Source organism: Prevotella sp. E13-17, from assembly GCF_022024035.1.
Classification (GTDB): domain Bacteria; phylum Bacteroidota; class Bacteroidia; order Bacteroidales; family Bacteroidaceae; genus Prevotella.
In genome coordinates this window covers 2451295-2474940 of sequence record NZ_CP091787.1, presented here as the reverse complement: position 1 = coordinate 2474940, position 23646 = coordinate 2451295, and the positions used below count along the sequence as shown (strand labels likewise).

At 39.6% G+C, this 23646-nt stretch carries 23 protein-coding genes; 22 read left to right on the top strand and 1 reads right to left on the bottom strand.

Translation table 11 applies throughout. From position 1 onward, the window contains the following. Nucleotides 1-62: 62 nt before the first annotated feature. The 13 genes from L6472_RS10110 (at nucleotide 63) to L6472_RS10050 (ending at nucleotide 13054) form a co-directional block, all read left to right on the top strand. Nucleotides 63-1112 carry a glycosyltransferase family 4 protein gene (locus L6472_RS10110; protein WP_237804726.1) on the top strand — a complete coding sequence of 350 codons (1050 nt, stop codon included), beginning with the start codon at nucleotides 63-65 and terminating at the stop codon, nucleotides 1110-1112. Beyond that, nucleotides 1100-2326 carry a Coenzyme F420 hydrogenase/dehydrogenase, beta subunit C-terminal domain gene (locus L6472_RS10105; protein WP_237804725.1) on the top strand — a complete coding sequence of 409 codons (1227 nt, stop codon included), beginning with the start codon at nucleotides 1100-1102 and terminating at the stop codon, nucleotides 2324-2326. The genes L6472_RS10110 and L6472_RS10105 overlap by 13 nt, the downstream gene beginning before the upstream one ends. 28 nt (nucleotides 2327-2354) lie before the next feature. Next, entirely contained in the window at nucleotides 2355-3509 is a 1155-nt protein-coding gene (locus tag L6472_RS10100; protein WP_237804724.1) for a polysaccharide pyruvyl transferase family protein, read from the top strand. After that, nucleotides 3502-4725, top strand: a complete 1224-nt coding sequence (locus L6472_RS10095) for a glycosyltransferase family 4 protein (protein WP_237804723.1) — start codon at nucleotides 3502-3504, stop codon at nucleotides 4723-4725. Before L6472_RS10100 ends, L6472_RS10095 begins: the two co-directional genes overlap by 8 nt. 11 nt (nucleotides 4726-4736) lie before the next feature. Next, a complete protein-coding gene (locus L6472_RS10090) occupies nucleotides 4737-5471 on the top strand; it encodes a WecB/TagA/CpsF family glycosyltransferase (RefSeq protein WP_237804721.1) in 735 nt (244 codons plus the stop codon). Between the two features lie 28 nt (nucleotides 5472-5499). After that, nucleotides 5500-6609, top strand: a complete 1110-nt coding sequence (locus L6472_RS10085; RefSeq protein ID WP_237804719.1) for a nucleotidyltransferase family protein — start codon at nucleotides 5500-5502, stop codon at nucleotides 6607-6609. 44 nt (nucleotides 6610-6653) lie between these two features. After that, complete coding sequence (locus L6472_RS10080) at nucleotides 6654-7652, top strand: NAD-dependent epimerase/dehydratase family protein (RefSeq protein ID WP_237804717.1); 999 nt, start codon at nucleotides 6654-6656, stop codon at nucleotides 7650-7652. 198 nt (nucleotides 7653-7850) lie between these two features. Beyond that, complete coding sequence (locus L6472_RS10075) at nucleotides 7851-8405, top strand: hypothetical protein (protein ID WP_237804715.1); 555 nt, start codon at nucleotides 7851-7853, stop codon at nucleotides 8403-8405. Between the two features lie 2 nt (nucleotides 8406-8407). Then, nucleotides 8408-9346, top strand: coding sequence for a hypothetical protein (locus tag L6472_RS10070; protein WP_237804713.1), 939 nt, complete (start codon nucleotides 8408-8410; stop codon nucleotides 9344-9346). Nucleotides 9347-9494: 148 nt separating this feature from the next. Beyond that, nucleotides 9495-9923, top strand: coding sequence for a hypothetical protein (locus L6472_RS10065; RefSeq protein WP_237804711.1), 429 nt, complete (start codon nucleotides 9495-9497; stop codon nucleotides 9921-9923). After that, the gene (locus tag L6472_RS10060) at nucleotides 9886-10446 is read left to right on the top strand and encodes a hypothetical protein (RefSeq protein WP_237804708.1); all 561 of its coding nucleotides are present in this window, start codon (nucleotides 9886-9888) and stop codon (nucleotides 10444-10446) included. The genes L6472_RS10065 and L6472_RS10060 overlap by 38 nt, the downstream gene beginning before the upstream one ends. A 46-nt stretch (nucleotides 10447-10492) precedes the next feature. Continuing rightward, entirely contained in the window at nucleotides 10493-12190 is a 1698-nt protein-coding gene (locus L6472_RS10055) for an AAA family ATPase (protein ID WP_237804707.1), read from the top strand. A gap of 3 nt (nucleotides 12191-12193) precedes the next feature. Further along, entirely contained in the window at nucleotides 12194-13054 is an 861-nt protein-coding gene (locus tag L6472_RS10050; RefSeq protein WP_237804705.1) for a hypothetical protein, read from the top strand. Between the two features lie 628 nt (nucleotides 13055-13682). On the opposite strand, the gene L6472_RS10045 is transcribed toward L6472_RS10050, so the two are convergent. Further along, nucleotides 13683-14042 (bottom strand): four helix bundle protein, encoded by a 360-nt coding sequence (locus tag L6472_RS10045; RefSeq protein WP_237804673.1) that lies wholly within the window; start codon nucleotides 14040-14042, stop codon nucleotides 13683-13685. Between the two features lie 291 nt (nucleotides 14043-14333). On the opposite strand from L6472_RS10045, the gene L6472_RS10040 reads away from it, so the two are divergent. The 9 genes from L6472_RS10040 (at nucleotide 14334) to L6472_RS10000 (ending at nucleotide 23629) form a co-directional block, all read left to right on the top strand. Continuing rightward, entirely contained in the window at nucleotides 14334-14708 is a 375-nt protein-coding gene (locus L6472_RS10040; protein WP_237804703.1) for a hypothetical protein, read from the top strand. A gap of 6 nt (nucleotides 14709-14714) precedes the next feature. Next, complete coding sequence (locus tag L6472_RS10035) at nucleotides 14715-15530, top strand: hypothetical protein (RefSeq protein ID WP_237804701.1); 816 nt, start codon at nucleotides 14715-14717, stop codon at nucleotides 15528-15530. 502 nt (nucleotides 15531-16032) lie between these two features. Continuing rightward, on the top strand, nucleotides 16033-16938 hold the full coding sequence (locus tag L6472_RS10030; protein ID WP_237804699.1) for a putative phage abortive infection protein: 906 nt from the start codon (nucleotides 16033-16035) through the stop codon (nucleotides 16936-16938). A 76-nt stretch (nucleotides 16939-17014) separates the two neighbouring features. Further along, nucleotides 17015-17428 (top strand): hypothetical protein, encoded by a 414-nt coding sequence (locus L6472_RS10025; protein WP_237804697.1) that lies wholly within the window; start codon nucleotides 17015-17017, stop codon nucleotides 17426-17428. A gap of 147 nt (nucleotides 17429-17575) precedes the next feature. Continuing rightward, nucleotides 17576-18514 carry a hypothetical protein gene (locus tag L6472_RS10020; protein ID WP_237804695.1) on the top strand — a complete coding sequence of 313 codons (939 nt, stop codon included), beginning with the start codon at nucleotides 17576-17578 and terminating at the stop codon, nucleotides 18512-18514. Between the two features lie 141 nt (nucleotides 18515-18655). Then, nucleotides 18656-19504, top strand: coding sequence for a hypothetical protein (locus tag L6472_RS10015; protein WP_237804693.1), 849 nt, complete (start codon nucleotides 18656-18658; stop codon nucleotides 19502-19504). 84 nt (nucleotides 19505-19588) lie between these two features. Continuing rightward, the gene (locus L6472_RS10010; RefSeq protein ID WP_237804691.1) at nucleotides 19589-19945 is read left to right on the top strand and encodes a transposase; all 357 of its coding nucleotides are present in this window, start codon (nucleotides 19589-19591) and stop codon (nucleotides 19943-19945) included. After that, nucleotides 19927-20862 carry an IS3 family transposase gene (locus tag L6472_RS10005; protein WP_370640904.1) on the top strand — a complete coding sequence of 312 codons (936 nt, stop codon included), beginning with the start codon at nucleotides 19927-19929 and terminating at the stop codon, nucleotides 20860-20862. The genes L6472_RS10010 and L6472_RS10005 overlap by 19 nt, the downstream gene beginning before the upstream one ends. A gap of 706 nt (nucleotides 20863-21568) precedes the next feature. Continuing rightward, the gene (locus L6472_RS10000; RefSeq protein WP_237804689.1) at nucleotides 21569-23629 is read left to right on the top strand and encodes an ATP-binding protein; all 2061 of its coding nucleotides are present in this window, start codon (nucleotides 21569-21571) and stop codon (nucleotides 23627-23629) included. The last annotated feature ends 17 nt before the right edge of the window (nucleotides 23630-23646 follow it).

Here is a 23646-nt window from a genome sequence, read left to right as displayed (position 1 = left end):
AGCTGAGAACTTCTATATTTAAATGATTTTTATTGATTCCAAATCCAAAAGATAGGACTACCATGCCACGAGTTTTAATAGTAGCCACCAGTCGTAAGACTCGAGGTGGTATAACATCAGTAATAAAGGCCCACGAAACAGGTGAGCAATGGAAGAAATATCATTGCGTGTGGATTCAGACGCATAGGGATGGGCCTAAATGGCGAAAAATATTATATCTGTTTTCTGCTTGGATAGAGTTCCTATGCTTACTTCCATTTTGTGATGCAGTTCATTTTCATGCTGCTGCAGGTGGATCTGCCAGACGAAAGTTACCATTTGCAAAACTCGCGAAACATTGTGGTAAGAATGTTCTTGTACATTTTCACCCTCCAGCAGAAAAGGTTTTGATAGAGGAGCCTTGGCGTACGCCTACATATCGCTTGTTTGATATTGCAGATAGACTATTAGTGCTTTCTCCACGATGGAAGAATTTAATACGGAAAGAAATGCCGAATCTGACGTGCTCAATAGAAGTGATTTATAATCCGTGCCCTTCCATTATTCGAAATCATTCTGACAGGGAAGAACAATATATTCTTTTTGCTGGAACGATAACGGAACGCAAAGGATACCATTGGCTATTGCAAGCTTTTGCAAAAATATGTAATGATTTCCCTAACTGGAAATTAAAATATGCTGGAAATGGTGAGATTGAAGTTGCAAAAAGAATGCGGGTAGAATTAAAAATTCCAGAACAGCAGATAGAATTCTTAGGATGGATAAGTGGTGTAGAAAAGGATAGAGTGTTTAATAATGCAAGTATATATTGTTTGCCGAGTTGGGGCGAGGGGTTTCCAATGGGTGTACTTGATGCTATTGCATATGGTGTCCCTGTTGTTACAACCCCTGTTGGAGGAGTTGAAGATGTTTTAGTTGATTCTGTGGATTGTATGATATCGCCAGTGGGTGATGTTGAGATGTTGTCCCAAAAACTTAAATTATTGATGAGTAATGAAGTTATTAGGACTAATATAGTAAAAAATGCAGATATTCACTTAGTAAAGGAATTCGATATTGCTAATATAAATAAACAGTTGGGACGTATATATTCAGAAGTATGCCAAAATTAGCTTTATATAATACTTGCACAGGCTGTCTTGCTTGTGTTGATTCTTGCAATCATAAGGCGATTTCTATAAAATCAGACCATGAGTTATTATATCCAGAAGTTGATAGTGAAAGATGTGTCAAATGTAAAGCGTGCGAGAAGGCATGTCCTATAGTTACACCAATACGCTTAAATTGTGTTGAGGATATAAGAGTTGCTGGAGGTTGGGCAATAGATGAGATGTTAAGAATTAATGCCGCAAGTGGAGGTGCTTTTGCTGGAATGGCTGTGTCGTATATTAAGCAGCATGAAAATAATGTAGCCATATACGGGGCATGTTTAAAAGAAAATAGAGTATATCATGAGAGAATTACTACTATTTCAGAACTTCCTCTTTTGATGAATTCAAAATATATTCAAAGTAATACGAAAGGGGTTTATAAGAAAGTTCGTGAAGATTTAAAAGATAGAAAATATGTATTATTCTCTGGTACTCCTTGTCAGATTGCTGGTTTATATGGTTTCTTGGGAAAAAAACGAGATGATGAGCATTTGCTGACCATAGAACTGATATGTGCAGGTGTGATGAGCCCGGAGGCCTTAGATATTCATTTGAAAAGTTTTAATTCACCAAAGTTGTTGTCATTTAGAAACAAAGTTGAAGGACAAAATTATATCAAATCTCAATGTACTACAATTGAGATAAATGGCAAACCTTTTAGATTTACCAAAAGGGATGTGGATGTTTTTTATCGTTGTTTTTCTAGCAGTATACTAGAGCGCAGGTCATGTTTTGATTGTAAATTTGCAAGATTGACAAGAGTCGCAGATATTACAATAGGAGATTTTTGGGGAGGTAACAAGGATTATAGGGAGTATGAGAAGGGAGTGAATGTTATATTAACAAATAATATGAAATCACGTGAATTCTTAAAGAATTGCACAGATTTGGAAATGTATAGTAGTACACTTGGGAAAGCAATAACTGGTAATCCTTGTCTTTTTTCAAATAAAAAATTTATTCGGTATCATCCATTCGTAAAATGGGGAAATCTATGTAGAAAATTAGTCCCAAGAAGTGTTTGGCTTCGTGTTGTGATGAATAATGCCCCATGGCGTTTTTTGTGGGGATTGTTTCGTTTAATTAGTATCATAGATGAGAAAATACAAAGACGTAAAATAATAACAAAGTATGGATATCTGTTTAATGATTGGTGGGGGGGAACACAATATTAAAATCACGACTTTTGTTGACGACAAATAAATGAAAAGAATAGGAATAATTACTATATTGAAATGTAATAATTTTGGAGCGGAACTTCAAGCATACGCTACTCAAAAGAAGTTACAGCAAATGGGCTATGATGCAGAGATTATAGATTATCTATATTATAAGCATCCGCATTTTAAATATACTAAAAAGGCTAAAACCTCTTGGAAAAGAAAATGGAAGACAGATGCTATTGAATATATAAAGTATCAGATAATTGGTAAAATATTTTCTGTGATAGGGCCTGTTTTCGTCAGGAAGCAAAAGGTTTTAGACAAGAAATTTGAGAATTTCCATCTGAAAAATACAAAACTATCAAAAACGTATCATAGTATAGAAGATCTTTATGCGGAAAAAATGAGCTATGATGTTTATATGGTAGGTAGTGACCAGGTTTGGAATCCAGGAACAGGCGCAACCCTTTCCCCATATTTTTTAACCTTTGCTCCAAAGGAAGCTAAAAAAGTTTCTTATGCATCGAGTTTCGGAGTTGCAAGAATTCCAGAAACGTTGAGGAATACCTACATAGAGTGGATTAATAATATTGATAACCTATCAGTGCGTGAAGATGCTGGATGTACCATCATTAAAGAACTAACAGGACGCAATTCTACGGTTGTATTAGATCCTACGCTTTTATTAACCAAGGATGAGTGGACAGATTTGTATAGAGGACAAAATACAGAAAGTGGATATGTGCTCATATATGAAACATATAGGTCTGCGAAATTACTTAAGATGGCATATCATTATGCAAAACGACACCATGTTAGTATATATAGGATTCAAACAAAAGCTATTCTAAATAATAAAGATGAGGGCGTTATAAATCTCGAGGATTGCGGACCGGAAGATTTCGTTAGATTGATAGCAAAAGCAGGTCTAGTACTGACAGGCTCATTCCATGGAACTGCTTTTAGCGTAAATATGGGAGTGTCTTTTTATTCCGTTTTACTCAGAGGTCGGAATAACAACTCCAGAATAACAAGTCTTCTTGAAAAACTTGAACTTGAAGACAGAATTGTGTACGAAGATGATCCATTTGAGCAAATATCATGGAACACCTATGATGTAGCTAATGCTCAAAAACTTCTTCAAACAGAAAGAGAATTATCTTTAAAATATTTAAAAGACTCAATAGATGCTTAATATTCTGATAAACGCTTATGCCGTCAGTCCTGCATGGGGTAGTGAACCAGGTATGGGATGGAATTGGGTTTCCAACCTAGCCCGTTATTGTAACCTCTATGTTATAACAGAGGGAGAATGGAAGAAAGAGATAGATATTGCATTAGAGTCCCATCCGTTTAAAGACAATCTTCACTTTTACTATCTGCCAGTATCAGATAATATACGTAAGAAGTGTTGGAATCAAGGTGATTGGAGATTTTATTATTATTACAGAAAATGGCAAAAAAGAGCCTTAAAAAAAGCTGTTGAGATTGTCAAGGGAGTTCATATAGATATCATTCATCATCTTAATATGATAGGTTTCCGTGAACCTGGATTATTATGGAAAATTGATGGATATAAGTATGTTTGGGGACCTGTTGGGGGGATGGAGACTATGCCAATAGCATACTTAAAGGGCGTAAGTACAAAAACAGCTTTATTTAATCGTTTGAAAAACACGATTAATACCTTACAATACCGATATCAACCCAACGTGCGTAAAGCCATGAGACGTGCAAATGCTGTTATCGCAGCAACAAGCGGATGCCAATGTAAAATAATGAATTATTACCATAAGGATATATATCTACTTAATGAGACAGGGTGCTATCTAGTTGACAAGACACTCACACATAAGGTTAGTTCAGATGTTTTAGACATATTATGGGTAGGTAAATACGATTTCAGAAAGCAATTGGGGCTAGCCATCAAGGTGATTGCAGAAATAAAAGACTTGAATATAAAGTTAAAGATTGCAGGGGAAGGAGAACAGGCACCTTATAAGGCTCTTGCAATAGAACTGGGTGTGGAAGACAAAATAGAATTTCTTGGGAGGGTAAATCATGATGAAATGAACACTTTAATGCAAGGCTCGGATATCTTCCTGTTTACGAGTATTATGGATGCAACAAGTACTGTGGTAATGGAAGCTATGCAGAATCAACTTCCAATAGTTTGTTTTGATACTTGTGGATTTGGCACTGTGGTAGATGAAACCATAGGAGTGAAGATACCATTAAGTAATCCTGAACAATCAGTTCAAGATTTTGCTTGTGCTATACGTAAACTGTATAATGAAAGGAATCTATTATCACGTATGTCGAATAATTGTAAAGAACGAGTGAAGGAGTTTGAGTGGGATTTTAAAGCTCAGAGAATGGTGGAGATTTATAATCGTGTTTTAGATAATTGATTCTTTAATATATGGACGTATTTAATATACATATCGAGTTTGATTCACAGGTGTTTAGAGATACCGTGGAGCAACATATCAAAGAGAAGAAAAAGGCCTACGTTTGTGTGGTGGATGCCAATGTGATAACCATAGCACAGAAAGACTTGAAGTATCGCGAGATAGTGAAGAATGCCACCATTAATACCTGTGATGGCAGCTCCATAGCGAAGATGGTGAACAAAATATACGGTACGCACTACCATGCCTACAACGGGCCGGAGGTGTTCGAGTATTACATTGAGCGACCCTACAGGCATGTGCTGGTGGGCAACACCAAAGCCAAGGTGGAGCAGATCAAGGCGTTTGTGAAGCAGAAGGGCATAGACGTGAATTTGCAGCATGTGGATGTGCCGTTTATGCCGGTGGAGGAGTTTGACTACCCGGCTATCGCCCTGCAGATTAACAAACTGAAGCCAGACATCGTGTGGGTGAGCCTGGGTGCCCCCAAGCAGGAAAAGTTCATTGCCAATATCTTCCCATATGTGGAGCAGGGCGTGCTTTTTGGCATAGGCGCGGCATTTAACTTCTATACCGGCGATTTGCACAACAACAAGAAAGAGGTGGGCGGAATACGTTTGATATGGCTGGAGAGAATACTGAAAGAGCCCAAGAAGCAACTGAAGCGCGTCGGTGGCTATTTGAGGGCTGTGCCTAAGATGTATTGGGAGGAAAGAAAAAAGGCCAAGGCTTCACGTAAGGGATAACGGTTTTGAACTCAGGATATAAAGGACGTTGAAACAGTTGGATAAAAATCAAAAAATGTTCTTCGAACTCCTGAAGGCAGGTCTGTGGGGTGACGAAAATCCGGATATACGGATTGACGGAACCACGGATTGGCAGGAGGTATACCAGCTGGCGCAGGAGCAGTCGGAACAAGGGATTGTGCTTAGTGGCCTCGAAGAACTAAGAGCTAAGAACGTAGAGCTGAATGTGCCCAAGGTGCTATTGCTGCAGTGGATTGGTGAGGTGCAGATGATTGAGCAGCGGAACAAGAAAATGAATGTCTTTGTGGCTGAACTCATTGAAAAGCTACGAAAAGAAGATATTTATGCAATACTTGTAAAAGGACAAGGAATAGCACAATGCTATGAAAAACCACTTTGGCGCTCTTCTGGTGATATAGATTTACTGCTGAGTGATTCCAATTATGATAAGGCAAAAGAAGTACTGTTACCATTGGCTGCCGACATAGAACAGGAGTTTACACACTTTAAGCACTTGGGAATGACCATCAAAGGCTGGGTGGTGGAACTGCATGGAACACTGCACAGCAGATTGTCAAAGCGTGTGGATAGGATGATAGACAAAATGCAGGGGAATGTTTTCTTTGGTGGTAATGTTAGATCATGGGACAATAATGGTACACAAATTTTTATACCGGCACCAAATGAAGATGTCATATTTGTATTTACCCATATCCTGCACCATTTTTACATTGAGGGTGTTGGCCTGAGGCAGATTTGCGACTGGTGCCGGTTGCTTTGGACGTATAGGGAATCACTGAATTACGGATTGCTGGAGTCGCGGATACAGGAGACGGGCCTGATGAGTGAATGGATGGCATTCTACAATCTGGCAAGCAGATATCTTGGTATGCCAGATTTGGATTCAAGATTCATGTTTCATGATTCGCAGTTTGATAAAAAGGCAGACAGGATTATAGATTTTGTGATGGAGACGGGTAACTTCGGGCATAACAGACATAATGCGGATGGAAAACTCGTATCTCTATGGCATAAGACAAAAGACTTTGCTCGACATGCCCAGGTATTTCCATTGGACAGCATCAAATTCTATTTCCACTTCGTTGGGGATGGAATAAAAGTAGCAATGAACAAATGAGCGGTTGCTGAAGTAAGATAATCGATTTAAATGATATAAATGGTATGAAAATACTGATTACTGGAGTTCACGGGTTTGTGGGCTCGAATTTGGTGGAGGCTCTGAAAGGCGAGCATATAATATATGGATTGGACATCATCAGTCCTTCCAAGGACGGTGTGGAGAAAACTTTTTCGTGGGAAGACCTTTCAAACGAAAACGAAAAGATCCCAGATATTGATGCCATCATCCATCTTGCAGGTAAGGCGCACGATGTGAAGAACAAAAGTGCTGCAGATGTGTATTTTAAAGTGAATACGGGACTGACACAGAGGATTTTTGATTGGTATCTGGCGCATCCTACAGCAAAGAAGTTCATACAGTTCTCAACGGTGAAGAGTGCGGCAGATAGGGTGGAAGGGGATTTCCTGACGGAGGATTGCATCCCCACGCCTGTAGGACCTTACGGGGAATCGAAGATTGCGGCAGAGAACTATATTATAGAGAAGTTTGCACCAGAGGCACTGAAGCGTCCGTTCCATAACTTTACGGATGAGGATGCTGTGGTGGATGGAAAGAAGGTGTATATCATGCGTCCGTGTATGATTCACGGTCCTGGCAACAAGGGCAATCTGAACCTGCTGTATGGTGTAGTGAGCAAAGGAATTCCCTGGCCACTGGGCGCATTTGAGAACAGACGTTCGTTTACAAGCATCGGAAACCTGCAGGAGGTGATCAAGGGCCTCCTGACCAAGGATGTTCCCAGCGGCATCTATCACATGGGTGATGATGAAGCGCTATCTACCAACGAGCTGATAGAGGTGATATGCAGTGCCCTGGGCAAGAAAGCGCATATCTGGCGCATCCCCCGCGGACTGATGAATGGCATAGCAAAGATAGGTGACGTGCTCCACCTGCCCCTGAACACCCAGCGCATGCAGAAACTCACCGAGAACTATGTAGTGTCCAACGCCAAGATCAAGGCTGCATTAGGCTTGAAAGAAATGCCGGTGAGAGCTAAGGATGGACTTAGGGAGACTATTAAGAGTTTTGCGAAGGGATGACTATTAAGGCGAACCCCACGAATCTTCTTTTATCCCGAAAATACCGAAAAACGTAAAAAACTCTAAAACAATCAAGATTAAGAGAATTTGAGAATGAGGCTTTTGAAAGCAATATGGCAGTTCCGCTCTTACGTCTTTGTGCCTCAATTGGGAAGAAGCAAAGTCAACTAAGAATTCATAATTATAAGTATATCTGAAATGATACCACCGTTTGATCATAATAATGTACTTCCGCCTTTTCAGGGAGGTGATCCTACTATACGTGGAAGTCTGTCGCCCTACAAAAGCGATATCATGGAGTTTTGTCAATATTTTGCCAAAACGCCTGCGAGAAAAGATATTTTAAAAGGGTTTGTTGAGTTTAGAATAGAATGCCTTAAATATGGCATTCAGTTAGGATATCAATGGATTGATGGCAGTTTCGTAGAGAATGTTGAGATTTCGCAGAGGAGAGACCCGCATGATATTGATGTGGTGACAATATGTGCATTGACTGACCCCAACCAGCAGATAGCTATAGCCAATAATTTTCCTGCATTTGTAGATCCAAGATTATCAAAGATAAAATATAAAGTTGATCATTATCTGTGTTTAGTCAATGTATCTCCATTTGCAACGATTGAGAATGTTAAGTATTGGAATCAACTGTTTGGGCATAACCGCGCAGGCACTTGGAAGGGTATGATAGAGTTGCCTCTATACAATAACGACGTTATGGATATGCAGGCTTTGAACTATTTAAATAGCATATAATTATGGTCTTTAATTCGGAATTGGCTTGGTTGTATAAGGAATTGGATGCTACTGAAGAACTTTTAGGTCAATATCAAGAGAGCTATTTGATGCGAATATCTTTGGAAAACAGGATTGAGGACATCAAAGGCAGAATTGAGGAGATGTCAAAGCAAGAGAACGCTCCTGAAGCTAAGATAGATATGTGGTTTTCAGGAGAGGCTGTTTTTGGTTCATTAGGTATATCTTCAGCTTTTATGGAGAAAACAATGCATTCTTTAGTTGGTATGATTCAGGCAAAAACACGCAAGAAGGTGAATGATGTCAACGCAGATCTGAAATTGAAACATAAAAAGCAAACAGCCAAGATGCCTAAGGGAAAATTTTATATAACAGGAGTGACTCATGGCTCATTTGGTTATGCAATGGAGTTTAAAGAGCAAGGTAATTTTCTGAAAGACGAAACGACTGCGAATAGTATCCAAGAGGTAATGAAGATAATAGATGATACATCGAAGGTTACCCTGAATGTTGATGATTTAATTGATACTCAACCTTTAAAACTTCTTTCGCATTTAAAGGATTTTCTGACAATTGTTGAAAAACAGCATAGTATTGTGAAAATGAAGTCAGGAGATGTTATGATGAGTCTTGACGTGCCTCATGTGGCTCGCGCCTATGATAATATATGTAAATCGGATATTACGACTAAAGAAGATTGCATCATAGGAATATTCCAAGGAGCATTTATTGAAAGTGGTAAGTTTGAATATACTGACGAGGATGGTAAGGTAAAGCATGGTGATGTATCAGAAGATCTTTCTTATGATGAAATTGCTGAGATGAATAGGGCTTTTTCCAGAAAAGATTGCAGACTTCATGTTATTCGGAATCTAGTGACATATTCTAATGGGAAGAAGAACGAGAGCGTGGAGTTGACGGGAATAGAGGCTTTGGAGTAGAATAATAATGAATGCCAATGGACAGATACTGTGACATAAGCATCGGCATAAATTGACACGATAAACGTGCTTGTATTATAATCATGGCAAGGCAGGCGAGAGAGAAATACTTGAGGTAAAGGGTTAATGGTGAATTTAAGGTCAACTAATGGTTCACGTTGAAGGGGTTATGGTTCAATGGATAAAAGTGAAAGGTTTTATGACAAATAATCGTTCTATTGCATATCTGTCAATCTTTGGTGAATATCATAAAGACGAAGATCGAGTGACTGCAGCCTTGTTGCAGATACTTCGTATAGGCGGTTCTGAACTGATGCATGCCGTGTTTGACGACTTGGATATTAACTTTGAAGCCGAAGTTAATGCACAGGTTAAAGGACAAACTAAATCGAGATCCGACGGAGAGCTGAAAGCAAATTACCATCTATTTATTGAGAGCAAAATTGATATTTGGAAAAAGACTAAACATAATCTTTTGCAATTGCAAAATCATATTATTTTAGCTCAGACAGAGAAAGCCAGTTCGCTTTATATCACAGTTGATAAAAAAAACTGCAGACATAGCTGTTTATCCTGATGTGTATTGGACAAACTGGCAGGAGGTTGTAACTCGGCTTAAGAATTACAAGTCTGATTTTAATAACGAGGTAATGTCGTTTCTTGCCAATCAATTCGAAATTCTTATAGATAATGTGGTCTTTAGCAAGAATGATGGATATACCAAGAATAATAGAGTTATAATAGTTGGTGAACATTTTGCTGAGGATGTGGCATGTAAGTATCATTTTTATTCATGTCAGCCAAACAGAAAATTCCGTGAGGCAAGTTATATTGCATTCTACCATCAAAAGCGCATCAAGTATGTATTCAAAATAAAAAGCATTCATGATGTTGAGTCACTGGAGGAGGTTCAGAATATATTGCCTAATTACTATGTACTTACAGATGTGGATAAAGAACCTCACACTTTTTTTGAATTGGAAGATGCAGACGTGCTCCCCCATATAGTTGAGCATAAGCAATTCGGACCTTTTGTGCAAAGGCAAAGGTACACATCCATTGAGAAATTGAGGAAAGCCGCATGTACAGATGATTTATGATAGTATCCCCAACCGATATAATTAAAATTCGGATATACAATTAACTATGAGTTTTGTTTTCAGACTTATAAGCAAGTGTTTTCAGGATGCCTCAGGCGTGGAATATGGGAATGCCCATTTCCTAATTGAGGAGAATGACTGGAATGACTATGATTTCTACGTCATGTACCATCTTCATGCTACTCCGTTGATAACAGGCAGCCGAACTGTGTATCTTGGCTACATCAAAATCATGAAGTCAGGACAAGAAAAGTATGACGAGTACTTGTTAAGAAAGGCATTAGGCAAGCAGGTCGAGTTTGAGGAATTGCCCGAGGACTTTGTGTCGCTAACACAGTCGATAGATGTATTTGATGGCCTAAACAATCTTCTAAAAGCTACAGAGAAGAAAGATTTCGTTAAACAGATGCACCTCATCCTCTCAACCCAGGATGATGATTATTACTCGATGGTAGAAGGACAGGAAGCATTAATAAATGGATTATTACGTGATTCTTCCATGGAGTCATATTCCCTAAAGAGAGGAAAGAAGATCATGTTGGCTGGCGAGACTCACTATGATTTGCGGAAGGAGATGATAACAGCCTCCTTTGCAAATGTGCGTAAAAGGATTCCCCTTCAGTTCTCTTGCCTGCCTGATGTTAAGACAACGATGATACCAAACGGTGTGATGACGTTTATTGGCAAGAACGGCTCTGGCAAAAGTACACTGATATATCACTTGGCAAAGATTATGTATGCTTACCCTGACCAAAGATTCCGGTTGAAAGAGGATATTGGCACAATTGAACCCATAGATATTGGAATCAGCAAGCTCTTCTTGATCTCGTATAGTCCATTTGACAATTTTGTGTTGCCAGGTATCGGTGGTGAAGACTATCGATTATTAGTAAAAGGTATGGAAACAGGAAAGGGGAGACTGGTGTTCTGCGGTATAAGGGATGTAAAATCGGAATTTGAGCGTATACTAAATAATCCGAATGATGATACCTATAACGAGTTGTTCAAACAAGTACGTTTGGAGGAAACATCTTTGAAGTCTGTAAGTTTGTTGGCGACTGAATGTATGAAGGCTTTAGGAATCATCTATAATGACAGAGAAAGGAAAAAACTCTGGGACCAAATCAGAGAGAAAGCAGCGATTCTCTTCCCGGACATAGAGCAGAAGATGTATGCTTTGATGTATAAGTCTGAGGATGAAGCAATGGCAGAATTTCTTAATCTCTCAACGGGCTTCAAATATTATCTTCATGCATTATCGCATGTAATTGCCTACATTGAGAGGGACAGCATGATACTCTTTGATGAACCAGAAAACCATATCCATCCTCCAATGCTTTCGTTTATGATGTCTTCATTACGTTATGTGATAGCTCAATATAACTCGATTCTGATGGTGGCCACTCATTCGCCAGTTATCGTGCAGGAATCATTTGCAGAGAATGTATATGTGGTTAGGAATGACAATGGCCATACCACAATAACTCATCCAAGAATAGAGACCTACGGTGCTAATATAGGTGAGATAACAAGCGAGGTCTTTGACTTAACAACTGATGTTTCAAATTATTATGAGGCATACAATAAGCTATATGACACATGGTCACTAAATGAGGAATGGGGTAGCGTAGACGAGATGTTGGAGAGTTTTAACAATCATATGAGAGGTAAGGTTAGCAATCAGATGCTGTCGTATATTATATCTAGGTATTATGATGAGCATTCAGAAGAAGAGGACAATTAAGCGATGTGGGTACTGAATAAACCGAGTTTAGCCAGATCAAAACAAGATATTGATGTGTTAATAGCACATTGTAATAATCTGGATGCCGTAGTAGACAAACCATTGTTGGAGCAACTCTATAATGATTATGACAATGGAGGTGGCGAAGTGACAACAGCTCAGTTGGCTGCTACAGATGGGAAAAAGGACGTTATCAGAGGACAATATAGTAAGACTTCTGGCAAAGATCCTAATACAGGATTAGACAAAACACTTGTTTATTTAAGAAATGAACTGCTTGATCCAGATTTTGCCGAAACATGTCCATATTGCAGTATCAATAAGCCAAATCAGCTAGATCACTATATGGACAAGAGTACATATGGTCAATTAGCTACATGCAGATTGAATCTTGTGCCGCTTTGTGGACATTGCAATTGGTTGAAGAGTGATAAACCATATAAAGACTTTATGCATCCATATTATCCTAAAGTAAGATCTAGGGTGGTATTCCTGAAAGCAGATTGCACTATTGTTCATGGTAGAGTTTGTGTTTCTTTCAGCATAGATGGTACAGCATTGGGCAATGTGGCATTGGAAGTTCGTCTTACCAGGCAGATAAGTGAGATTCGATTGGATAAGAGACTCCAGAAGGCTGTGAATGAGTTTCTTACCCATGAATTGTTAAGAAGCCATGTGCGGACAAATGCAGGACTTAGAAGGACTCTTGCTGAGATGCAGACTATTACAGGCAGACAGTATGGTGATAACGACTGGCGAACAGCAGTCATTCGAGGATTGAGAAATTGCGCTGCATTTGACATGACAGTCGTTAATAATTACCGTAATAATCCGATAGTTGTGAATAATGGTGCAGTTTTGTGAATTATTAAATTGAGATTTTGAAATGAGTGTATACCTAAGATGTCAGGGGACAGGTTCCTGACACGGGTTCCTGACACGGGTAGCGGATACATGCCCACTGGGGCAGATAGCTTACCTTGCTCTTTGAATGATTCCTCGGTCTATGCCAGTTAGTCTTTGAAGCTGACGGACTGATGCTCCAAGTTCTTTGAGTTGAATGAAAGACTGCCGCTGGGTTTCTCTGTCGAGCTTCTGGAATTCGCTGCTACTTGAAACGCCTGTAATTCTGATAATCTGTTGCCATGCCTGATCATCGGAGAGCCTGAGACGAGGCTGCTCTAAATCATTGTCAAGGAAGTTGGCATCATCAGGTAGTAGGTCGTTAACCCATTCGTTGAGATCTTTGAAGGGAATACGCTTTAAGACAGTTCTAGTGTTGCAAATCTGAAAGACGGGTTCAACAGAACCATCATATTCGCCCCAGCTGCTATATTCGTAGTCCTTTACCTGTGTAACAACACCTGCTTTGACAGGATTGACTTTCGTCTTCCTCCTCCTTGCAAGGCATTGCTGATGCGAGCATCGCTCTGCATTTGCTTCGTTCGTCGGTTCTGATGGATGTAGCGGAGTAGGGTAGTGATTGTAACGGTTATGGGTTAACGGTTAAAGACTTGCGCAAGCCTGATAGCATCTTAGCTACCTCAGTAAATTGAGGGCGTAATGCTTCAAGTTGTTCTGTTTGAATATAGCCAAGGTCACTTGCTGTTTGCAATTCACAGAATACCTCAGTCAGTGATCCGAAGGCAATTTCGATAAAATGTACCTTCTCCTTAGGTGATTGCCTGCCACTGCCCTCTGCTATGTTTGCAGTAATAGAAGTGGCAGCCCGACGCACCTGATCGCCAAGTGCGTAGCATTCCTCTTTGGGGAACTGATTCTGCAGTAGATAAATATCCTTTACCAACTGTCTTGACAACTGATAAACTCTTAAATTTTCGAACGAAAACATATCTTTAACCTTTAACCGTTAATCTTTAAACTTTACCCAGCGGTTCCTGATGAAACTCTAGCTTGTCTAGGCATGTCGTTTTTGCTTTTTGGAGGGCAAAGGTACGAAATATTCTAGACAGCAAGCACAGAATACACGTTTTTTTGTTTGGCGTGTGACTATTCAGTGTGACATGGGGATGGGGACAGTTCCTCGTCACGTATTAAATAAATCAATAAGCCTATGAAAACAATGATTCTGGTTAGGGGGACTTCAAATAGAGGGAAGTCCCAAAGTATAAAGAGGTTGGCAATGAAGATGCCTTTTACCTCGATAATTAAATCATGGCATAATGATGACTATGATTCGTATGTGATAGGTACTGTTAAAGACAATGAGAAGAAAGAACATATCGTAGGCATTGAGAGCCAAGGGGATCCTGGTTCTAATCAGAGTGAATGGATAATGGCATGCATAGATGCTGATTGTGAGGTTATTGTTGCTGCATGTCGTTCATATGGTAAGACATATGATGATGCATATCGATTGGCTCGTGATAATGGATATGAGGTGGTTGAGGTGACCACTCATTTCCATAGAAGAGGCCCCGAACTCTCTAATGGTACAGACCTCAGAGACGTGTTTGCTGAGAACATGGTGAATTTAGTTTTGAAATGTTTGGAGTGATAAATTATGAGTGAGAAACAATCTGGTAATATGAAGGAGTGTTTAGTCATGATGCCTTTTACGGAACCTGCTGGTTATGCGCAGGGACATTTCAAACGGGTATATGATTATCTGATAAAGCCTGCTTGTGAGAAGGCTGGGTTTAAAGCAAAGCGTGTTGATGAGAATGCGAAGACGAGCCTGATAGTCTTGGATATACTTAATATGATCCTGGATTGTGATATGGCTATCTGTGATCTTAGCTCACGAAATCCGAATGTGTTCTATGAACTTGGCTTGAGGCAGGCTTTTGATAAGAAATGTGTGCTTATCATTGATTCTAAGACGGACAGGCCATTTGATACGTCAATGCTCCGCACAACGACGTATGACGAGTCTCTGAGAATAGATCTTATCAATGAGAAAGTGGAGGAGCTGACAAACGCGATAAAGGAGACTTATAATAACAGAACTTCTGATGGTAACTCTTTGGTACAGCTGCTTTCTGTTAAGAGTGGTGCTAAAATTCCGGAAAAAAGGGAGATGAACGAGGATCTGAGTATCGTTTTGAATGCGATACAAGGGCTGTCTGCGAAGTTTGGCACAAAGAGACAGCAGGATTCCTCCGCGGGTAATAGCTTTACGTTGCCGAATGGTGATGTGTTGTCTCGTAATGAGGATCTTTTCACTATACGGGAGAGTGGCTTGAATGATCGTTATGGTCATGTGGAGGATGTCGGCTCTTCGTATGTGCTCATTTTGGAAGATAATGGAAAACTCTCTATGGTCCGCAAGGATGATATAGAGTTCTGGAAAGATAAATCGATATATCCTTTCTGGTAAGCAGATATGGATACTGCGGAGTTTATCACATTGTGTGACGGGATACCTGCTGAAGTGCGACAAGACTGTCCTCGCAGAAGTACCTATAAGGAGGAACGCATAAAGATAAAAAATGCACTGACCCCTGTGGATGATGAAGGTGGGTGACAGGGTGACAGTTCCGCGTCACGTGAATAATCTCCAAGAAACGTATGCGAATGCATATAAGAGGGAACATAAGGACGCTACAGAAATAATGGCCCAATTGATTAATATTGTGGACTGGGAGGAGTTTCGTAAGCAACAGTTCTATAAAGGAACGGATGAGAATGTATCAGCGACCATTAAAGTTTATTATGACGAGACGCAAAAATGGATGTCGCCAGTTAGGAGTGGAAGAAACTATGTGAATATTATATTGGTATTGCAGATAATAGTGAAGTATATCTGTTTTCTATTTACAATATGGATACTATTCGATAGTTTGAAAATTAATTTTGGGTAAGGATTAAAGTTTATCAATATGTGTAGGATAGGAAAGTCCTTCTATAAAAGAAAGCTTGTGTGGCTTAGATGCAATTTGCTTGGTATTATGCTAGCTATGGTGCTAGTGTTGTTCCTCGCTAATTTCTGCCTGATATTTCTTCCATTTGATAAGGAACAGAGAGGTACATTTGGTGACCAGTTCGGAGCTGTGAATGCGCTTTTTTCAGGACTGGCCTTTGCTGGATTGATATATACTATCATCTTGCAGCGGCATGATTTGAAACTTCAGAGGAGGGACTTACTCTACCAGAGGCGTGAATTGGAGTTAACACGAAAAGAAATGGAGGATCAGACTGCTGAGTTTGAGAAACAGAACGAAACACTGAAGATTCAGCGGTTTGAGAATACGTTCTTTAATATGCTAAGCCAGTTTCAGGAGGTGGTGAATTCTTTGTCTATATCGGCTCAGATAAATGGGGAAAATGTTGATTTGTCAGGAAGGGAAGCTTTTCAAACGTTATTTGAAGGAGCTGTTATTTGTGTGAATAATCCTAATGATGATAGAGATAGACAACCCTTTTGGGGGATGAGAGGTGCTATAGAGGCACTTGGGCTGGAAGGATATTCGCATTCTGACGAACCAACGCAATTTGACCATTATTTCAGACTATTATACCGCATTTTGAAATTTGTGAAGAATACATCCCTGATTACAAAGTTTGAAGATGAATATGAATATACTGCAATGCTTAGAGCAGTGTTGTCTCGATATGAATTGGTATGGTTGTTCTATAATGGATTGACCAATGGTGAGGAAAAACTAAAACCGTTGATTGAGAGGTATGCTATGTTGAAGAATCTTAGGGATGACTTGTTGGTAGATGGCGTAGACGTGGGGAGCTATGCGGAATCTGCGTATAGAAAAACGAAACCTGATGAATGAGAAGAACCAGCTAAGAATAGCAGGGAAGTGGACGGAGACTAAAGATGTTTTTAATAGAAGTAAATAAAAAGCGAACATGAAGAAGAGTAGGTGGCTATATTATACAGTAGGAGTTGCCGCACTCCCAATAATTGTTAGGATAATCGTATTTATCCTGATGACTCATAAGGATTGGGCGGTTTTGGTCAATGCTGTTGATTTCGTATTCTTTGGGTTAACTCTTAACCTCTCAAATATGAATGAATTGAACAGTCTGAGATTAAAAGGACGTAAAACCACGATAAGCGAGGATGAAAAGGAAAAACTATCAGCTTGGTCCATTGGTGCTATTGTGGTGCTGTGTATTATCTTGGGCTTTTTATATGTTCCCCATGGAGGGCAGACTGAGTTTAATCCGACAGCCATGCTTATAGCTTCAATCTCGCTGGCAATAGCATCGTTTTTTCTTAGTTTTAGAGTAATAAACAAAATAAATACTATAGAGGTATGAGTACAATAGATATTCTGTTTGTTGTAGGCGTAATTGCCTTTTGCTTCTACGGCGTTTATCTTGGAACCAGAACAATGCACGATATACGTAAGAGAAGCATTGATAAATTTATGGAAAGGCGAAATGAAATAAGAAAGGAGTTTGAACATGGAAAATAAGATAAAGTCGTTCATCTATCTTGATAATGATAAGATGTATTCTATATCGTCACAGTTGTTTGAGGGGCTGACGGAATATATCTTGAAGGATAGTAAAGTAACAGCTACTGAGGATGATCAACAAAAAATGCATACCTTCAGCGGTAGTATTATGCGAGAACTTTTTCAATACGAAAGGGGCTCCTCGGAGAAGAGATATTTCCACGACTATGCATATAGTTTATTTGAAAAGGAACTAACGGAGCGCGGTCTACTGAGCACTATTGAAGACTGTGTTGATTTGGGTGATATGACAGGTAAACAATTCGTAAAGGTAAGCGGCAAGGCATATTTCAACGATTATAAGGCCTTGAAGGAAACCTTTGGAAGATTTAATGAAATAGGTACTGCCTTAGGCTATATCCAGTGCTATGGGCCAATGGGAGAGGTTCTGACTAAGATAGATGAGGTGACAAAACAAATTAATGATAGAAACCAAAAGGCTAAAGTATCACAGAAAAAGAATGCAATAGATAGTGTCTTTAAGAGATATCTTCAGGAACAAGGGCTCATTGTTAATGAGAAGTTCGCAGAGAATTTGGTAAAACTGTATGATTTCGGTTATAAGGATATGTTTGCGGTACATATTCCTTACCGATTTAGCAATAACGTTTTTGCATCTATACTAAATAGGGAGTTTCTAAAAGAAAATGAAGAAAGTCTGATAGCCAAATATTCACGAAGGACAGAGGTCGAGTTTTCTATTGTAGGACTATTGACTCAATGTGGCGGAGATAAAGCGATGATTGATTCAGATGCCCCTGAAGAATCTATAAAAAAAGCCAGTTTAAATTTTACAAGTATTATCAGCAATCTTGAAGATACTTTTAATGGCAGACTGGGGAATGAGTATATAATTGATCCGATTGCCATATATAGAGAAATATAAACAGGTGTCAAGAAGGATTGGAAGAACTGGCGGTTCATGATTAACGCTTTGATAAGAAGGCAGATATTCGATAGGAGTGTTATCGCTGATGGATATGATGCGTGAATATCATGTTGTTCGAGATAAAAGGAGAAAACGGAGATGGAATGGACTTGGTTAAATCTTGTAGCTTATATTTTAATACCCATCTTAACGGCAGGAATAGGTGGATGGGTTGGAGCGTTTTTTGGAAATAAATATCGAAAGGACAAAGAGTCTAAGGAGAAAGAAATTGTTCGTGATATCGCTGTCAAAGCACTGAATATATTGAAATCTTATGCCAAAAAGTCGTATAGAGAGGCTGAAGGAGAATTTAATAGAGCGATGTCGATTGCGGAGAAAAGGACAGTTATAGTTGCTTTGCACAAATTGGGCATTCCGTTTGGCGTTCCATCAAATGAATCATTCAATATAAGAAAGATACATTTTGTTGACACTATGGTCAATGAAGATGATATTGATGGTATTTTGATTCAAATATCTAAGGGCTATTGTGATACTTTGTTCTATATTGATCCGGATTCTTATTTCTCTTCAAATTTCACATTGTTTGCCATGAGAAATGCTGGAAAGAAGTATGTGACAGAGATCTTGGCGAAGAGTAAGGTAAATACAGACACAAAGATAATGACTGAACCGATTGAGCTTGGGGCGATTTTCACGCTTGGCGAGTTTAAAGCAATTCAAGTCCTGAGAGAACAAGTGAGAGATCAGATGTATTTTGACAAGAATGGTGAGCCTATTAAAGAAAGAATTGATACGTTATTGAAAGATATAGATTTGGGGTTGTGGGATTCTTATCTGATGTGGAACTATGAGAATTATCAAAGCGTCAAAGCTCAAGTCCAGATGGGTCAGATAATTTGCAACCCACAACCGCTGATTAATCCAATGCCAGTGTCCATTTCAGGAAAAAAGGAAGAAAAAGAGGTGAAACAAAAACTGTCATGAATTTGGATGATATGGAGTTCATGGCAACTGTCTTATACTGATATAGGTTGACACATTTAGGAACTTAATAAATGTGTTAAACTTATGAAAAGAACGTATCAAAGGACTCCAAAGGAGAAAAGAGACGAGATTGTCTCAGTATTTTTAAGTGGCGACAACAGCGCAGAAGAGCTGGCCGAGTACTACAATGTTAACCCACATACGATAAGAACTTGGGTTAAGAGATATCGACATTCAAAAAAAGTTGTATCTTTGCAGGCGGATACCAAAGCGCTTGAAGATATGGCACGTAAGAAGAAAGAGGAGAAATCTCCTGAGGTACTGGCACTTGAAGCCCGTGTCCGCGAGCTGGAGTTGCAGAATCTGGCCCTGAACACTCTGATTGACGTAGCCGAAAAGAACGGAATTGATATCAGAAAAAAATCTGGGGCCAAGCAGTAGAAGAACTTCATAGGCAGCATGGCCTGACGGTAACTGCTGCCTGTGATCTGCTTGGCCGAAGCAGGCAGGCCTATTACAAGAAGAAGACGGATGAAACGGAACGGTTGGCCCGTGAGATTCATATTCTTGATGCTGTACGTGAGATACGTGAGATTGATCCAGGGATTGGAGGAGTAAAACTCTGGTTGATGCTTGGTGTAATGTTTAATACGGGTTGGATGCCTGGGCGCGATAAATTTATGAATTTACTTCGTCGCCACAAACTGATGCAGAAGCCTCGCAAAAGCCGCTCTACAACGAACTCCAACCATCGATACCACAAATGGAAGAATCTTATTAAAGGATTCATTCCTACAGCACCCAACCAGCTCTGGGTGAGCGATATTACTTACATTGAACTCAAGAGCGGATGCTGCTATCTGCATCTCGTAACGGATGCCTATTCAAAGAAGATTGTTGGCTGGTATCTGGCAGAATCTCTCTCATCTGCATTTACGCTCAAGGCTCTCCGCATGGCTATAGAACAGGCTGGCGGTGGCGACCTCTCCGGACTCATTCACCACTCTGACCGAGGTGTACAGTACTGCTGCGATTCGTATGTGGAAGAATTGCTAAAACATAACATATTAATATCCATGACAGAGGACTACAAACCTACTGATAACGGCATTGCAGAGCGTGTGAACGAAACAATCAAGTACGAGAGCGTCTATCGTCAGGAAAGGCGATTCGCAACGTATGAAGAGGCTCTTGAGCAGATAAAGCGCTTTGTTGATTTCTATAACAGCAGGCGTCCTCACTACAGCATCGGCATGCAGACTCCAAATGCTGTTCACGAACAGACTGGTGAACAGAAAAAGATGTGGAAGAATAAAATATATCGCAAGAATGAACAGAATCTGCAGATTAATCCATAACTTTGCAGGCGGAATGCTGGAGGGCACTCTTTGGAGGCTTTGCGCCTCCAGCCGCTTGGCAAACCACCGCAGTGTTTTTCATAGTTGTCAACAGTTTCAGGAAAAAGACAACCTTTTCAGTAAAGGTGTCAACGTTTCTAGTAAATTGTCAACTAATTCAGGAAATCGACTGTCAACTACATCAGGAAAAAAGCAATAAACTGTCAACCAAAATCAGGAAAAGACAAACTGATGGTTCATGATTAATGGTTCATTGTTCATGCTTCAGGGTTCGTGGTTCAGGGTTGGCTGGCGCATGGAGAAATAACCGTGAACCGGGAATCTTGAACTATTAACCGGAAGTGGCGAATAGCAGCGCTTTTCAACAATTACCTGCAGATTTAAAGAAGTCTCTGTTAATAGAATTGAAGGGTAAAAGAGCATCATTGCGTCAGTTGGAGAGATTGACAGGAATCAGTAAAAGCATGATTTATCGCATGTGATGAAATAGGGACCGTCCCTGTGTTTCAAATGCGTTTGCGACGTAGAGATATGTTTGGACAATCAAGAGGAATGTAAGTTTAAGATGCCATTCCATATCAATTCTCAAGATTGGCAAAATGGAAGAGTTTGAAGTAGATACCTCGGCGTATTATAAGTGATGCTGGGGTGGCTGGCATAGCGCGCTACGCTGGGATTATGGAATTAATGTAAAAGACTATCTGTTATGGAACTGAAAGTTAAAGACTTTGTAAATTCAATAGATTTGAGCAAGGCAGAAGTGTTTCTTCCGCTTTATGAGTCTGTTGTCAATTCTATTATCAGCTTGGACAAAGTAACACGCGAAGAGAAGAGAATAGAGGTTTTCATTGAGCGTGCTGCAGGAGAATATGTTTCGGATTTGTATGGTCGAGACGTTCCACCTATTCAGGACATAACAATCATAGATAACGGACAGGGCTTTACAGAAGAAAACTTTATTTCGTTCAATAGTCCTTACGGTGATTTGAACAGGAAAAAGTATGGATGTAAAGGCGTTGGCCGTTTTACCATATTGGCACTCTTTGAAAGGATGGAGATAACTAGCATCTATGAAGAAGACGGAAAATGGTGGAAACGCTCATTCAAGTTCGACAAAGATAACGAAATAACAGAAGAGACAAAGGAAGAGATAGAACCATCGGCACCACAAACAAAAGTTGTATTAAGGAACTGTAATAACAAGGAGCTTATATCAAGTACGGCCCGTAATGCTGAGGATATAGCGCGCGGAATCATGGAGCATTGCTTCATTTATTACTTGTGTGATAATCTGCCAATCATCAACATTACAGAGAAAACACAAGATGGTAAAAACAGTTCGCTGAGTGTGAACAACTATTTTTCTTTGGAATCAAAAGAGAAGGAGAAAGACATTGAGGTAGAGGGGAAGAAGTTTCACTTATATGTGGTGAAGTCTGATAAGATTACTAGCCGAAAGTATAACTATGTTTTACTTTGTGCTAATTCTCGAGTAGTCGGTGCTAAAAGAAACTTGGCTGATGTTGATTCACTGTATAACTATCCGATAACAGAAAATGGAGAGTCGAAATTTATAGACATCTATGTGGTATCCGAATACTTGGATAATAGTGTCAACAATGCAAGAACAATGTTTAAGATACCCGAAAAGGCAGATGATATGCCATATTTAGAGGGTATGGAGAAAGTGGTTACGATTGAGGATATTCTGAGAGGCGTGGCCAAAGAGATTTCAACCATGTACGAGACTTATGCGGTTGAAACCAAGAAGAGAAACATAGAGGAGGTAAAGAACTATATAACAACAACATCGCCTGAATACAGGAGTTTTCTGCTGAGGGATGATGTCCTTGAGGCAATGCCACCGAATCTAACTGATGAAAAGAAAGACGCATACCTACATGGTGTGGCATATAACGAGAACAAGAAGATATCTGAAAAGATAGATAAGTTTATCCAGCTACGCGAAGTGAACGAAGAGGAGATAAGTGGAATTATTGACACTATCAAGAAGCGAACAGCGTATGATGCAGACAATTTGGTTGCCTACGTCACTCGTCGTAAAGCCATCATATCTTTGTTTGAAAAGATGCTGGAAATGAAAGAGGATGGGAAATATGAGTTGGAGAGCATGATTCATAACTTGATATTCCCAATGGGGCTCACCAACGAGAGCGTTAACTATCAGTACCATAATCTTTGGCTCCTTGATGACAGATTCTCGACTTTCAGGTATATTGCATCAGATAAATCTATCACTTCTATGAGTCAGATAAGGAGTTCGAAGGAACCTGACATCGTGATGATAAACGATGACCATCTGTTGGTAAACAATGCTATATCATACGGAGACAAAGAGATGGGTGAGGTTGGCTCAATGGTTATCTTCGAGTTCAAAAGACCTGGCGATACTGCGCATCAAAAGAAGAAGACCGATAACAGATGGGAGTTTTCGGAGTTGGTGGAAAAATACTTTGAAGACTTTTTATATGGAAAAGAAAAAGAGAAAAAGAATTGGAAAGGTCAGAAGGTTCATGTAACTGAAGATACACCCAAGTATGGCTATGTAGTGATGGATGAAATGCCCGATGAGCTTATCCGTTATAATAAGAACCATCAGTGGCGAAAAACGCCGTTTGGGTCATACTATAAGATTAACCCAGATTTGAACCTTCATATTGAGGCAATGGATTTCCATACGCTATTGAAGAATGCGAAGGAAAGGAATAATCCGTTTTTTGACCATTTGTTTACGTCGAAGATGTAATGATTTAATGCTGGAAA